Below are 14,523 nucleotides of genomic sequence, written 5' to 3'. Positions count from 1 at the left end.
AAAATCAACGATGAACATGGATCTAGCGATCAGCCCGATACCGCCTTTCGTCAAAGCCGCCAAAGCCGTGACGCGGCTTATTCCGCCCGTTTGGCGGTTTAGCGGAATTAGCAACCGCATCGTCAAACCCTTGGTCTGCTCGTTCATCTCTGGGGCCTGGTTTCGCTCCACCATCTGGACTTATCGGGGACGCGACATCGAGATGATCGTCGATCCGTCCGATTGCGTGGGCGGCAATCTGTTCTTCATCCCGCACATGTACGACCGGTGGGAGCGAAAATTCCTGATGAAGCGTTTGCCGAGAGGCGGCGTATTCGTGGACGTGGGCAGCAATATCGGCGCCTACGCGCTGTTCGCCGCGGAGATCGTCGGCGCATCCGGCAAGGTGATCGCCTTCGAGGCGGCGACGGAAAATTTCCGACTCCTGCGAAAAAATATCGAAATCAACGGCCGGAACAGCGTGATCGCCGCTTATCAAATCGGCATCTCGGACAAGAAGGAGATGCTGCGGCTAGGGCTCAATCGGCAAGGCAACCGAGGCGCCAACAGTTTCCTCAAGGCCGAGGGAGAGACGGAGGAGGTCCAGTGCTATTCCTTGTATGACGCTTTGCAGATGGCTGAGGTGAAAAAGATCGATGTCCTGAAGCTGGATATCGAAGGATTCGAATATCCGGTCCTGAATCGGTTTTTCGATGACGTCAAAAGAGCTCCGCAGCTTAAACCAGCCTACATCCTGGTCGAGATCGAAGGCGGTCCGCAAACGGCCGAGCGGAAACAACTATTACGATCCCTCATTTCGGACAACGGGTACCGCATTCTTCGGGAGCGGGAAAATACCCTTTTCGAGCGGTCTGCCTGATCGGTTCGACGATGCCATCATACTCATTCACGGTCTTCACCCCGACCTACAACCGGGCTCGGTTGCTGGCCGAGGTTTTTGAGAGCCTCAAGGCGCAGACGTTTACCGATTTCGAGTGGATCATCGTGGACGACGGTTCCACCGACGATACCCGTGCGCGGGTCGAGGAATGGCAAGCGAGCGCCGGTTTTCCTATCGTCTACGTACATCAGGAGAATCGAGGCAAGCATGTGGCGATCAACCAAGGGCTGATGCTGGCATCCGGCGAATTGTTCCTGATTCACGACTCGGACGATCTCCTTCTGCCCCACACTCTGAAACGATTCCATGAAATCTGGCATGCCATTCCTCCCGAAGAAAAAATGTCCTTGGATGGCGTCATGGGATTGTGCGCTTATCGCGACGGGAGCATCGTCCCGAAGCGGTTTCCCCGTGACTCCATGGATATGAGCCATCGGGAATACTGGTTCGAAATGAACATGAAAGGCGACAAGTGTTATTTCGTCCGGACCGAACGGCTGCGGTCATATCTTTTTCCGGAAATTCCCGGCGAAAAATTCCTGGCGGAAGGTGTCGTGTTCAACCGGCTCAATCCGAGATTCCGGTGCGTCAACGAGGTGATGCGGATCATTCAGTATCTGCCCGACGGATTGACCGCCAAAGCGAGGGCAATACGCTATCGAAGCCCGAGAGGCGCTCGGCTTTATTACGGCGAAGCGGTACGCTTGCCCACCGGGATCAAACCCAAGCTCAAGAATATGGCCAACTTCATCCGATACTCGGTCCATGCCGGAGAATCCTTATATGCCAGCTTGGCGGAAGTCGGCTTTCCGCTGCTGTTCGGGATCAGCCTTCCGATCGGTCTGGGCTTGGCGTGGATCGATAAAGCCCGTCTAGCCAGCTCTCGCTAAACATCAATATGGTTTCAACTGATACGCCAGATTCTATTGCTCTTGAAAGCAAGCCCTGTCCCATGGGCTGCGAAAGCCGCGATGAATTGGTTCTGCAAGGAAGGGACAGACTGCATGACCTGCCCGGCACGTACTCCGTGGTTCGATGTTCGGCGTGCGGGTTGTTGCGAACCGATCCGAGACCGACCGCGGACACCATCGGCTATTACTATCCCGAGACTTACGGGCCTTACGCCGGCACCCGCATTACCCATTCGCGTTTCAGAACAGCGGCGAATGCCATTAAGGAATTCGTCAGAAATGCCTTGAGGATACACAGCCTGTCCTTGCCCGCACTCGAACCGGGACGAATGCTGGAAATCGGTTGCGCCTCGGGCAGCTTTCTAGGGCGAATGGCCGATAAAGGCTGGCGAGTGGAAGGCATAGAATTTTCGCCCACGGCGGCGAAGAATGCTCAAGATGCAGGCTTCTCGGTTCATTGCGGGAGCCTGGAATCGGCGCCCGAACCCGCCGAACAGTTCGATCTGGTGGTAGGCTGGATGGTGCTGGAACACCTGCACGACCCCGTGCTCGCGCTCAACAAGCTGCATCGCTGGACCCGGAAGGACTGCTGGCTGGCCATCTCGGTTCCCAACGCGGCCTGCTTCCAACTCGGCTGGTTCAAACAGCGATGGTTTCCCTTGCACTTGCCCGCCCATTTGTACCACTTCACCCCGGAGACTTTGGAAGCCCTGCTGAACGCTACGGGTTGGCGCATCGAGAAGATTCTTTACCAGAAAGTGATGACCGATTTAGTGGCGAGCACGGCTTATCTCATCGAAGACAAATGGCCCAATTCGACCGTTTCCCGCTTCCTCAAGCGGCATCCCGAAATTTTCAACCTGCCCCTTTATCCGCTGGCCCTGATCCTGAGCCGGCTCGGCCAAACCGCACGGATGACGGTTTGGGCCAGACGCGCCGATCGATAAATGAAGGTGCTGCTTCTTAGCCGCTACGGCCAACTCGGGGCCAGCAGCCGGCTCCGCTCGTATCAGTATCTACCCTATCTCGAAAGCCAGGGATTTCGGATCACGGTCGCGCCTTTCTTCAAGGACGAGTATCTCGAACGATTCTATGCCGGACACGGAAAATCCCTACTCTACTCATTCGACGGCTATACCAGGCGGATCGCATCCCTGATGGGATTACGCGCATACGACCTGATCTGGATCGAAGCGGAGGTATTGCCCTGGCTTCCGGCTTGGATTGAGACCGCCATGGCGCGCGCGGGAATTCCCTATGTCGTCGACTACGACGACGCCATCTTCCACCGCTACGATCGTCACGCCAATCCTGTCATCCGCAAAATCCTGGGCGATAAGATAGACCGCGTCATGCGGCATTCCAAAGCGGTGATCGCGGGAAGCGAATACCTCGCCGAGCGGGCGACTAAAGCCGGCGCCGCACGTGTGGCGCTTATCCCAACCTCGATCGACTTGAACCGCTATCCCCAGAATCCGACCGAACCAAACGACATCTTCACCATCGGCTGGATAGGTTCGCCCACTACGGCGCAGTATTTGCGAAATTTGAACGACGTTTTTTCGGCGATAGCACGGGACCATCCCTTACGGATAAAAGTGGTGGGGGCGGAAGCCGCGCATTTGCGGCTCTCCAATGTTGACATCGAGTATCGCGACTGGTCGGAACAAACCGAAGTGGACGAAATCCGGCGCTTTGACGTCGGCATCATGCCGCTGTCCGATACCCCTTGGGAAAGGGGGAAATGCGGCTATAAACTCATCCAGTACATGGGCTGCCACAAACCCGTGGTCGCCTCGCCGGTCGGAGCCAACCTCAGGATCGTCGAGCATGGCGTCAACGGCTTTCTCGCCTCCACCGAATCGGAATGGAAAGCCGCCTTGCTGGAACTACTGCATAACCCCGACCTGCGCATCCGCCTGGGACAAGCCGGACGAGCCACGGTCAAACGCGAATACTGTACCGCAGTCAACGGGCCCAAAATGGCAAGAATTTTAAGCGAGGCATGCGGACAATGATGTGTTCGGCTTTATCCTGAAGCTACCGCCCTGGAAATGTTACAGTCCTTTCTTTAGCACCGGTTTAAACATCATGCACAATCAAATCGTCATCTCGATTTTCCTCGCCCTGATCGCTGCCGGTCACGTTTGTGCCGAAACCGTCGATCAAAAGATCAAAATCGGCATGCTGGCTTTCGGCACGCTCAACTGGGAGCTTGCCGTTATTCAAGAGGAAAAACTCGATAAGGCGCAGGGGATCACCATAGAAACGACTCCCCTTGCCAGCGCCGAGGCGGGGAAAATCGCCCTGCAAGGAGGAAGCGTCGATGTAATCGTGTCCGATTGGATCTGGGTGGCCAATCAGCGCGGGCAAGGCATGGATGTCACTTTTCTGCCCTACTCTACCAGCCATGGGGCGTTGATCGTACCGGCCGGCTCTTCCATCCAAGGGATCGCCGATCTCAAGGGAAAGCGGCTAGGCATCGCGGGCGGCGGATTGGACAAAAACTGGCTGCTGCTGCGCGCTCTGGCTCAAAAACAGCACGGCCTGGACCTCGACAAGTCCGCCGACAAGGTCTTCGGCGCGCCGCCGCTGCTCAACCAACAGTTGCAACAAGGCAAGCTGGACGCCGTCCTGAATTACTGGAATTTCGCCGCCAAACTGGAGGCTCAGAATTATCGTCGTCTTATCGATGGACGCGGCATACTTCGAGGCTTGGGGGTAGACGCCGATGTACCGAGTCTCGGTTATGTTTTTGGGGAGGACTGGGCCAATGCTCACGCGAATGCGCTTTCAGGATTTTTGAAGGCGGCGGACGCGGCCCAAAAATCGATCTGCGAGTCGGACGCCGTTTGGCGCAAGGTCGTCCCCTTAACGCAGGAAACCGACGAACGGATTCAAAACGCCCTGCGACAGCATTACTGCGACGGAAGAATCAAAAGCTGGGGGGAAACCGAGAAAAAAGCCGCCGCCGAAATTTTTGCGCTGCTGCATCAATCGGGCGAGGGACGATTGACCGGAAAGTCTGGAACGTTACCTGAAGGAGTGTTCTGGCGCTAACCGATTCGGCTTATTTGTAAAAAAAGCTGACACTTTAACTTCCTGATAAAGATGTAAAAACATATGAAAAAGGATACGGACATAGGTTTATCCGGATTAATCACTCATTCCGGCTTCTTGATAACAGAAAATGTCAGTTTTTTTTACAGTCGCAAAACGGTATAGCCGGTTTATAGTCGTGCCATTTGTCTTAGCAATCTAGATTTAATGGAAAATCGCTTCGTGGAAAGCTTATATCGTCTTTTGAAACACTGGGACAAAAGACATGGCCCGCTTTATGCCTCTGTTATTGTCGAAATCTGACTTCAAACCCTGTTAATTAATGCTTTTTAGGCTTTTTTCTTAATTTGCCTGTAATCCGCCGACTGCGGACGGCACGCTCAATAATTTTATTTATCTTTCAACACCAACAAACGGATGGAAATTCTGCTATGAAATCAAAAGAAATAATAATAGCCTTGGGGGCGGCTGCCTTGGCTTGCAGCAATGTTATGGCGGATTCTTCCGCTGGCAAGGAGGCGTGCAACGGTTTGCCCTCCCATGCCGAGCTAAAAAATGCTCTCATCAGCGCCGTTGCCAGCGAAAGCAGCGGACTGGACTTCGACATGTGGGGCACCATCGTCAATCGTGATGGCGTAGTCTGTGCGGTTGCTTTCTCCGGAACCGACCGTGGCGCCCAATGGCCCGGCAGCCGCGTAATTTCCGCCCAAAAAGCCAATACGGCCAATGCATTTAGCCTCAATGGCCTAGCACTCTCCACCGGTAACCTTTACTCGGCCGCGCAAGGAACCTCCGGCGCCAACGCGGAAACGATGCTCGGCGGCAGTTTGTACGGCCTTCAGTTCAGCAATCCGGTAAATCCCGGCGTGGCTTACGGCGGTAACCCGAAGCACTATGGTCAGGCCAATGACCCGATGGTGGGCAAACGTCCCGGTGGCGTAAACGTATTCGGGGGCGGATTGGGCCTCTACAAGAATGGAAAGATCATCGGTGCCGTGGGTGTTAGCGGCGATACCTCCTGTGCCGACCACAACATCGCCTGGCGCGTTCGTAAGAACCTGGGATTGGACCAGATGCAGGGTGTCGGCGGTGTATCGGGCGATCCCGCTCGTCCGGACAATATTATTCTCGACCAGTATAACGGCAACGGGGATGGCGTCACGGCCGGCTTTGAACAGCCCGGCTGTCTTAATGACGCCAGTGGCGATCCTCGCACTTTGCCGGCGGTACAGAACTAGACGAACGCCTGTTATCGATCTGCATTTAGCCGGGCCTTGCGCCCGGCTTTTTCATTTCAGCCGAGCGGCCATAAGGCGTTTCGTTCCGCTCACTGTCACTTGGAAGTGAGAGAAACTATTTTTGTCCCTTTCTTAACTTCGGCACTGCCTCCAACAGACGCTTGGTGTAAGAGTGAGCCGGCTTAAAAAGAACTTGCTGAGTCGACCCCATTTCGACGATCTTGCCCCGGTGCATGACCGCCACCCGATCGGCCAACTCGGCCACCACGGCCAAATCGTGGGTGATGAACAAATAACTGAGACCACGCCGATCGCGCAGATCCCTCAAAAGCTTCAAAATTTGGGCTTGGACCGAAACGTCGAGGGCGCTGGTCGGCTCGTCGCACACGATCAGCTTGGGATCGACGGCCAAGGCCCGCGCGATGCAGATGCGCTGCCTCTGTCCGCCGGAAAATTCGTGCGGATAACGCAATCGGGCCTCTTTCGGCAAACCGACGCCGTGGAGCAAATCCTCGACTCGTTCGCGCCGCTCCTTCTCGGTCATGGACGGATGCAAGGCACGTAGTCCCTCTTCGACGATGTCGCCCACGACCATGCGCGGATTCATGGAGGAATACGGGTCCTGAAACACGATCTGCATCTCGGCGTAACGTTTCCGGCGTTCCTCGCCGCGAAGCCCGGTGATATCGGCGCCATCGAAGCGGACCCGCCCACCGGAATTCTCGATCAGATTGAGAATCCCCTTGCCCAGGGTAGTCTTGCCGCATCCGGACTCGCCCACCAGGGCCAGGGTCTCGCCCTGCGCCACCGAAAGCGAAACACCATCCACAGCCCTGACATAATCCACGGTCCGCTGAAGGATGCCGCGCTTGATCGGGTAATGGACCTTGAAGTCCTCCACGACTAGCAGCGGGTCCGAATGATGTGTTTCGGGCCGGGCTAGGCAGGCGTCCAAGCGGGGCATGACCGTGAACAGCTCGCGGCTGTAAGGATGCTCCGGTTTTTCGAAAAACCCTTCTCGATCGCTCTGTTCCACGATCTTGCCGGCGCGCATGACGGCCACGCGGTCGGCCAGTTCCGCGACGATGCCGAAATCATGGGTGATCAGCCACAGCGCCATTCCGCTTTCGCGCTTCAGTCGCTCGAGAAGCTCCAGAATTTGCGCCTGAATCGTCACGTCCAAAGCGGTAGTCGGCTCGTCGGCGATCAAGAGGTCCGGCTCCCCGGCCAGAGCGATGGCAATCATGACCCGCTGCCGCATGCCGCCGGAAAGCTGGTGGGGATATTCATTCAGATGCCGCTCCGGATTCGGCAGTCCCACATGATCCAGGAGCTCCGAGGCACGATTTCTCGCCGCCCTGCCCTGCAAACCCCGTTGCAAGCGCAGGACTTCGCCGATTTGCCGTCCTACCGTCATGACCGGGTTCAGCGAACTCATGGGATCCTGGAAAATAATGCCGATGCGCAGCCCACGGATGGCGCTCATGGCATATTCCGGCAACCCGAACAAATCGGTGCCCCCAAGACTCACTTGCCCCCTCATGATTCGTCCATTGTGGGGCAAGAGCCTTAATACCGACAGCGCCGTGACCGATTTTCCCGAACCCGACTCGCCCACGAGGGCGAAAGTCTCGCCCTTGTCGATATGAAACGAAACCCCGCTGACGGCGGCTATCAGCTCCGCGCCCTGACGGAAACTCACGTGGAGATCGGAGACCGACAAAAGCGAGCTGGCCGGTTGCCGCTCTACACCGGTTTCCAGCACCTCAGAGACAACACTCACAATTCATGCTCCGAAATTTCGGCCACCTTAAGAAAATGTTTTAGAAGCCCGATTTTGAGCGGCTCATTGCCGTGAACAGGAACCGAAATACGCGCCGAATAACCTTGCTTTCCGTAGACATGATGGCTGCCGTTGATTCTCTTTAGCTCCCATCCATGCCGCTCCGGCAATTTCCCTAAAGCTTTGCCGGAAATGGTTTTCAAACGGCGATCTCCAAAATCCTGTCCGTCTGTGCGAGACCTTTCTCCTCGACCTCAATGGACAAGCAAGCTTCTACGGCCTCATGAAGATTCGCCAACAACTCCTCTAAGGTTTCGCCTTGAGAAGCACAGCCTGGAATCGCAGGAATTTCAGCCCAATAACCGCCCTCCTCGGCCTGATGGACGATCACTTTTAATTTCATGAAAAGCTACCTCCGGGAATCTGGAAAAAATACCATGGTCTTGTCGAACATGATGACAATGGCTAGTCCATTACTCCGCCCGCCTCGGATCGAAAGCATCCCGCACGGCATCCGCAAAGAGATTGGCGGCGAGCACCAGGGTGAACATGAACAGAAACGCGGCCGCCAAAGACCACCACACCACCGGGTCCCGCGCCATTTCGAGCCGGGCGCTGTTGATCATGTTGCCCCAGCTCTCCATGGTGGGATCGACGCCGATATTCACGTACGACAGCACGGCCTCGGCCAGCACGAGCGAACTGAAATCCAGGGCTACCGAAATCAGCACCAGATGGAATACGTTGGGCAGGATATGCCGCGCCAGGATCGTGCCTTGCCTGACGCCCAGCGCCCGAGCCGCCTGAACGTATTCCATTTCGCGCAACTTCAGGGTTTCCGCGCGGAGCAGGCGGCACAGGCCGGTCCAGCTGGTCATGCCGAGAATCAGGCAAAGAAACAGCAGCCTGAAATCGGCCCGCAGCGCCAGGCTGGCGAAGTCGTCCTCGTGCCGGGCCATGTACACCTGCATGATGAGCATGGCGGCAGCGATGAGCAGCACGCCGGGGATGGAATTGAGGGTGGTGTAAAGATACTGGATCACGTCGTCGACCCAGCCGCGGAAATAACCGGCGAGGATGCCGAATCCCAAGGCTAGCGGCAGCGTGGCGAAGGTGGTCAGGGTGCCGATCAAAAGCCCGGTCCGAACGCTCTTGAGGCTTTGGTAGAACACGTCCTCGCCAACCTTGTCCGTGCCGAGCACGTGATAGCGCAGCCCCAGCTCCCCCAGCATTCCGCCGCACCCCAAAATGAGAAACAGCGTCAGTAATGCGGCCCGCCACGGAATTTCCGTTCGGCCGAGGGCGATGCGCTTGAAACTCTCGGCCGGACCGATACGGTCCTGGCGGCTGCGCCAGGCGATGACCAGCAAAGCCGGCAATAGCCAGACCAATACTCCCTTTCCAAATCCCTTCATGCCGATCGTCAGGATATCCGCTATATTCTCGTGTTCCGGATCGGCCAGATGCGCGCCGCCGTACTGCAAACGGGGATAGTCCCATCGTTGCGTACCGTCCGGCTGACGGATCATTTCCTTGGCATAGGCATAGGACGAAAAAGGCGCCGAATAGGTTTTTTCCACGCGCGTCCGGATCGGCGTCATCCAGCTGTCCAGCACGCTAATCACCTCGCCTTGGTATTGCCCGTTTTCGCCTTCAATCCGCGGATGAAAGTGGATCGAATCCAATACGGCAATAAAAAGGTAAGCCAGCAGAATCACCAGCGACACCATGGCGCTGCGGCTCTGCGCCACCTTGCGCCAGGGCCGGCGCAAATGCTCGCGGCCCCTGGCCCGGACGACGAGCACGGCGAACCCCGCCAGCAGGATGAAGAACAGAATGTCGGTCCAGAGCAGCTTCAACATGTCGGATTACTTTGCGAGCGGCACACCTAAGTCCTTGCAAATCTTGAGAAGATTAATTTTAGGGTGGGTTAGCGCAGCGTAACCCACCAATCCGAGGTCTCTCGGTGGGTTACGGCCTCGCGGCCTAACCCACCCTACGAGAACTCGCCTCCTCGTGATTGAATTGCAGCGCCTCGATCAGAGTTATCCTGAGGCTTTTCAACAACTCTTCATGAGTTCTTTCCTGGCAATTCACGCCGGGGATTTCTTCGATCCATCCCACCCGCCATTCGCCGATTTGCTTGGTAATCGCCGTGTATTCTCTGTTCATGCTCGTTTCCACATTTGATACTGTTGCAATGCGCAGCGCCTCTTTCAACGCTTGCGAGTCCTGTTCAACCCAGCCTCACCCTTGGATCGACCAGCGTATAGGAAAGATCGGTCAGCAGAAGACCGAGGACGTAAAGCGCGGAGCCTAGAAACACCATGGCGCGCACGATGGCGAAATCCTGCTGGCTGATGGCATCGATGGTATAGCTGCCCAGCCCCGGAATGGCGAAGAACGATTCGGTGATCAGACTGCCGGTGAACAGCAAGGGCAGCACTACGACCACCCCGGTCAGAATGGGAATCATTGCATTCTTGAGCACATGCCCGAACAGCACCTGCGGCTCGGACAGCCCCTTGGCCCGCGCGGTACGGACATAATCCTTCTCCACTTCCTCCAGGAACAGGGTTCGATACCAGCGCACGCCGGAACCGATGCCGGCGATCACGCTGATGGCCAGGGGCAGGATCAGGAAACGGATAGCGTTGACTCCGGAGTCGTAACCCGAGATCGGAGTGAGCTGCAGCAGTTTTCCCAATAGGTATTGCCCGCCGATGATGTAGAACAGGAACGAAACGGACATCAGTGCGACGCACAAGGCAACGCCCCAGAATTCCAGATAAGTCAGCCGGAAAAACACCAGGAGTAGCGCCAGGCTGATGTGCACCAGGAGCCCTACCAAAAGCGAAGGCACTGCGATGGCGAGGGACGGCCACATGCGCTGACGGATATCGGCGCCGATTTCGCGTCCGCTGTCGGAACGTCCGAACCGAAACATGAACAGACCCACCGACTTCTGATAAAAAATCGTCCGGGTCGCCTTCTCGGCGCCTTCCGCTTTATCGTTCCAGAACAGGGGCAAATCGTAGCCGCGCTCGTGTTTCCACCCTTCGACCGCCTCCTGGGTGACATGCTTCTCCCCGAGATGCATACGCGCCATGTCGTCCGGCGTATTCACCACGAAGAACAGCAGAAAGGTCAGGATGTTCACGCCCAGTAGCAGCGGAAGAGCGTAGAGCACGCGGCGGATGATATAGCGGATCATAACGCGGTGGACCTCATGCGGCGGCGATAGGTCGAATAGGCCGGGACGACCGCCGCGACCAGCAGCCCCGAACCCGCGGCCAGCGGCCAATAGATCGGCCGGTTCCACTCCGCCCGCTTGAGCTCCCGCTGCTCGGCTTCGATGCGCCGGTACTTGAGCCCGTTGTTGGCCATCAGATTGGGTTTGAGGTTGCGGAACCAGTCATGATGCAGCGAAAAAGCCTTGGGATGATAACCGAATAACCAGGGCGAATCGTGCCTAAGGATTTCCTGCATGGCCTGGATGATACGGAAACGCTCCTCCCCGTCGTCCATATTGCGCATACGCTCGAACAAGCGATCGAATTCCGGGTTCTTATAATTGGCTGCGTTCTCTCCGCCCTTGCCCACCTTGGCGTTCTCGCCGTACAGCAGAAAGAAGAAGTTTTCCGGGTCGGGATAATCGGCATTCCAGCCCCACATGAAAATCTGTGCGTTGCCGTTCAGCATCTTCTGCTGGAACTGGTTGTAATCGGTGGTGCGCAGCACCAGCTGAATGCCGAGCTTGGCGAATTGCTTGCGGTACCAGTTCAGAATCGATTTGTCGTCGGGGCCCCGCGCCACGGTATCGAGATAAAGCACCAAGGGCCTGCCGGTCTTGGCGTCGACACCGTTGGGGTAGCCGGCCTCGGCCAGGAGCTTTTTCGCGGCGTCAATGTTCTTGCGGCGCGGCGCGCCGTCCGCCCAGTCGTACACGTAAGGGTTGATCCCGTCCTTGCCCTCGACTTGACCGAAAATATCGGGGGGCAAGATTCCCTGGGCCGGAACGCCGCGTCCGTTGATGAAAATATCGATGAATTCCTCGTAATCGACCGCGATGTTGATGGCTTGGCGAAGCTTGGATTTGGCCTCGTCCAGCCCGCCCACCGTGGCATCGAGCATGTTGAAGCCCATATAGAATATGGTCGTCGTGATCGCCGTCTCCAAGTGGATATCCTTGGCCTTCATCTCCGGCGTCAGTTCGGCATCGTTCTGCCCGGTGAACTGGACGGCCTGATCGAAATTGTCCGAAGCGATCCCCGAGGCGTCGTAATAGCCCTGCAGGAACTTGTTCCAATAGGGAATCGTTTCCTTTTCCAAAGTGAAGACGACTTTCTCAATAAACGGCAGCTTTTGCCCGACATCCTTCAAGTAACCCTTCGCCGCATCCTCCGGCTCGCCCTCTGCCGGGTAGAACTCATCGTGATAATTGGGGTTTTTCAGCAACACCATGCGCCGGTTCGGATTGTTCTCCGCCAGCATATAGGCGCCGGTGCCGACCGGATACCAGTCGAGGGTGATGTTCTTTTCGATCAACCCCCTCTGGGCATAAAACGCATCCGCCTCCCAGGGCATGGGGGCAAAAAACGGCATCGCCAGCCAGAAGCGGAACTGCGGATACTTGCCGTGCAGCCGGATCTTCAAGCGGTGCGCATCGGCGATGTCGACGCCCTCCACGGTATAGCCGCGAATATCGAAAAATTCCGATTTATCCGGCCGGGCTTCGAAATCCTTCGCCATCCGCTCGCCCGTCTCCTTGAGACCGACGATATAACTCTTCATCATCTCGGCGATCGGAGAATGCAGCTGGGGATGCACCAGCCGCTTGATCTGATAAGCGTAATCCTCGGCCGTCAGCGCTCGGGCGCCGGTTTCGGCAAAATCGGTAATCGTGCTTATTTTCGCCAATTCGCCTTCGGTCAGCGCGTGATAGCGAAAGCTCCCATCGCCGTTCCTGGCGAATGCCGGATGAGGCTGAAACAGGATGTTCGGACGAAGGCGAATATCGTATTCGCTGTACGCTATCCGTTCCTCAGGCGCGTTGTCCGGGAGCGGACGCAAATCCTTATCGAGGTAAGTCACTATTGGCAGAGCCTCCGCCGTCAGCGGCTCGAGCTGATAAGGCCGTTTCAGATAGGCGTACTGCAGCAGCGGCTCGTAAATCTGGGCGATGATCTCGTATTCATTCGAGCTGTAGGCCCGCGCCGGGTCCAGGTGCTTGGGCCGCTCGGTGAAGGAGGTATAAAGAATGTTCCTGCCCTTGTCCCCGGCCGGATAAGGATTGTTCAAGGGACTCCCGCAGGAGGCGAGCAGAAAAGCGAGGAGGAGAACCGCGGCAGGCCGGAATAAATGTATAAAGCTTCGACGTGCAAAAAAAAGCTCGCGGCCGGAACTTGCCGGACCGGAAAAACGATGTACCGATTCTTGCCTGATCGCCATAGGCGGCCATTATACGCGAGCGAACGGTGCGATAGTCGCATCGTTAGCCGCATTGCAGGTGAACTGACACCGCTCAGTCCGTAGGTCGGCAAAGGATTGCCGACCTACTTAAGCGACCGTTTGCGATTGAAGGGGGGGAGAAATGCAGGCTAGACAGCATTCGGCCTCTAGCGGATACTTTCGCGCCATTTCCAGACGAAATCGGAGATTCACCATGGGTTTCATGCAAGACAAGCGTGCTCTTATCGTCGGTGTCGCCAGCAATCGGTCCATCGCCTACGGCATCGCGGAGGCGATGCGGCGGGAGGGAGCGGAAATCGCGCTGACTTATCAGAACGACAAGCTCAAGGAGCGCGTCGAAAAACTGGCGGCGGAACTGGGCGCGAAAATCGTCCTGCCCTGCGAAGTGGCGAGCGATGAGCAGATCGACGCGCTTTTCGACGAATTGGGCAAACGCTGGGACGGGCTCGATTGCATCGTCCATTCCGTCGCCTTCGCCCCTCGCGAAGCCCTGGAAGGCTCTTATCTCGACGCGGTAACCCGCGAAAATTTCCGTATCGCCCACGACATCAGTTCCTACAGCTTCGCCGCGCTCGCGAAAGCCGGCCGCAAGCTGATGGCGGGACGCAAGGGTTCGTTGCTGACGCTGAGCTATCTCGGTGCCGAACGGGCCATTCCGAATTACAACGTGATGGGCGTCGCCAAAGCCAGCCTCGAAGCCAATGTCCGTTATCTGGCGGCTTCCCTCGGCCCCGAAGGGATCCGCGTCAATGCCGTCTCCGCCGGAGCCATCCGTACCCTCGCCGCCTCCGGCATCGCCAATTTCCGCGAGATGCTGGCCAAAGGCGAACAAGCGGCTCCCTTGCGCAAGAACGTCACCATCGAGGAAGTGGGCAACGCCGCCGCGTTTCTATGCTCCGATCTCGCATCCGGCATCACCGGGGAAATCCTGTACGTGGACGCCGGCTACAACATCGTCGGCCTCTCCGGGATCTGATCTTCGTCATCGGCGGGCCGGGACGATCGTCCCGGCTTGCCCCTCGCCCCTTCACCGCGGCTTCTTGCGGGTCTCCGACCGCCCTGCTTGCCCTGGAATCGAACTCATTCCATTGGGCATTCGAGTGACCATTATGTAGGGTGGGTTAGCGGAGCGTAACCCACCGATTCGAGGTCGCTCGGCGGGTTACGGCCTCGCGGCCT

The 14,523-nt window shown here is 57.0% G+C and carries 14 protein-coding genes; 7 read left to right on the top strand and 7 right to left on the bottom strand.

The window, feature by feature from the left end; all coding sequences use genetic code 11:
* Nucleotides 1-10 precede the first annotated feature (10 nt).
* From ACR2R1_RS22055 to ACR2R1_RS22030, 6 genes are all read left to right on the top strand, one after another.
* The gene (locus tag ACR2R1_RS22055) at nucleotides 11-859 is read left to right on the top strand and encodes an FkbM family methyltransferase (protein ID WP_347259143.1); all 849 of its coding nucleotides are present in this window, start codon (nucleotides 11-13) and stop codon (nucleotides 857-859) included.
* An 11-nt stretch (nucleotides 860-870) separates the two neighbouring features.
* Complete coding sequence (locus ACR2R1_RS22050; protein ID WP_156879586.1) at nucleotides 871-1,770, top strand: glycosyltransferase family 2 protein; 900 nt, start codon at nucleotides 871-873, stop codon at nucleotides 1,768-1,770.
* 62 nt (nucleotides 1,771-1,832) lie between these two features.
* Nucleotides 1,833-2,738, top strand: a complete 906-nt coding sequence (locus ACR2R1_RS22045; RefSeq protein ID WP_434111958.1) for a class I SAM-dependent methyltransferase — start codon at nucleotides 1,833-1,835, stop codon at nucleotides 2,736-2,738.
* Nucleotides 2,739-3,809, top strand: coding sequence for a glycosyltransferase family 4 protein (locus tag ACR2R1_RS22040; protein WP_434111956.1), 1,071 nt, complete (start codon nucleotides 2,739-2,741; stop codon nucleotides 3,807-3,809).
* A 73-nt stretch (nucleotides 3,810-3,882) separates the two neighbouring features.
* A complete protein-coding gene (locus ACR2R1_RS22035) occupies nucleotides 3,883-4,851 on the top strand; it encodes an ABC transporter substrate-binding protein (protein WP_434111954.1) in 969 nt (322 codons plus the stop codon).
* Nucleotides 4,852-5,282: 431 nt separating this feature from the next.
* On the top strand, nucleotides 5,283-6,089 hold the full coding sequence (locus ACR2R1_RS22030) for a GlcG/HbpS family heme-binding protein (RefSeq protein ID WP_434111952.1): 807 nt from the start codon (nucleotides 5,283-5,285) through the stop codon (nucleotides 6,087-6,089).
* Nucleotides 6,090-6,204: 115 nt separating this feature from the next.
* Here ACR2R1_RS22030 and ACR2R1_RS22025 read toward each other — a convergent pair whose 3' ends face one another.
* The 7 genes from ACR2R1_RS22025 to ACR2R1_RS21995 form a co-directional block, all read right to left on the bottom strand.
* Entirely contained in the window at nucleotides 6,205-7,872 is a 1,668-nt protein-coding gene (locus tag ACR2R1_RS22025; RefSeq protein WP_434111950.1) for an ABC transporter ATP-binding protein, read from the bottom strand.
* Nucleotides 7,869-8,075, bottom strand: coding sequence for a type II toxin-antitoxin system HicA family toxin (locus ACR2R1_RS22020; RefSeq protein WP_077728934.1), 207 nt, complete (start codon nucleotides 8,073-8,075; stop codon nucleotides 7,869-7,871). Before ACR2R1_RS22020 ends, ACR2R1_RS22025 begins: the two co-directional genes overlap by 4 nt.
* Nucleotides 8,072-8,275, bottom strand: coding sequence for a type II toxin-antitoxin system HicB family antitoxin (locus tag ACR2R1_RS22015; RefSeq protein WP_077728933.1), 204 nt, complete (start codon nucleotides 8,273-8,275; stop codon nucleotides 8,072-8,074). The genes ACR2R1_RS22020 and ACR2R1_RS22015 overlap by 4 nt, the downstream gene beginning before the upstream one ends.
* Before the next feature lie 70 nt (nucleotides 8,276-8,345).
* Entirely contained in the window at nucleotides 8,346-9,734 is a 1,389-nt protein-coding gene (locus ACR2R1_RS22010; RefSeq protein WP_434111948.1) for an ABC transporter permease, read from the bottom strand.
* A gap of 124 nt (nucleotides 9,735-9,858) precedes the next feature.
* The gene (locus tag ACR2R1_RS22005) at nucleotides 9,859-10,044 is read right to left on the bottom strand and encodes a hypothetical protein (protein WP_077728931.1); all 186 of its coding nucleotides are present in this window, start codon (nucleotides 10,042-10,044) and stop codon (nucleotides 9,859-9,861) included.
* A 64-nt stretch (nucleotides 10,045-10,108) separates the two neighbouring features.
* Nucleotides 10,109-11,086: an ABC transporter permease gene (locus ACR2R1_RS22000; protein WP_434111946.1), complete on the bottom strand. Its 978-nt coding sequence runs from the start codon at nucleotides 11,084-11,086 to the stop codon at nucleotides 10,109-10,111.
* Complete coding sequence (locus ACR2R1_RS21995) at nucleotides 11,083-13,173, bottom strand: ABC transporter substrate-binding protein (protein ID WP_434111944.1); 2,091 nt, start codon at nucleotides 13,171-13,173, stop codon at nucleotides 11,083-11,085. Before ACR2R1_RS21995 ends, ACR2R1_RS22000 begins: the two co-directional genes overlap by 4 nt.
* 364 nt (nucleotides 13,174-13,537) lie before the next feature.
* Between ACR2R1_RS21995 and ACR2R1_RS21990 the strand changes: the two genes are divergently transcribed.
* Complete coding sequence (locus ACR2R1_RS21990; protein WP_077731210.1) at nucleotides 13,538-14,320, top strand: enoyl-ACP reductase FabI; 783 nt, start codon at nucleotides 13,538-13,540, stop codon at nucleotides 14,318-14,320.
* The last annotated feature ends 203 nt before the right edge of the window (nucleotides 14,321-14,523 follow it).

The sequence above is a fragment of the Methylocaldum sp. GT1TLB genome (genome assembly GCF_051027445.1).
In the GTDB taxonomy this organism is placed as follows: Bacteria; Pseudomonadota; Gammaproteobacteria; order Methylococcales; family Methylococcaceae; genus Methylocaldum.
Note: the sequence above shows the minus strand (reverse complement) of the source record. Positions and strands in the feature narration are given on the sequence as shown.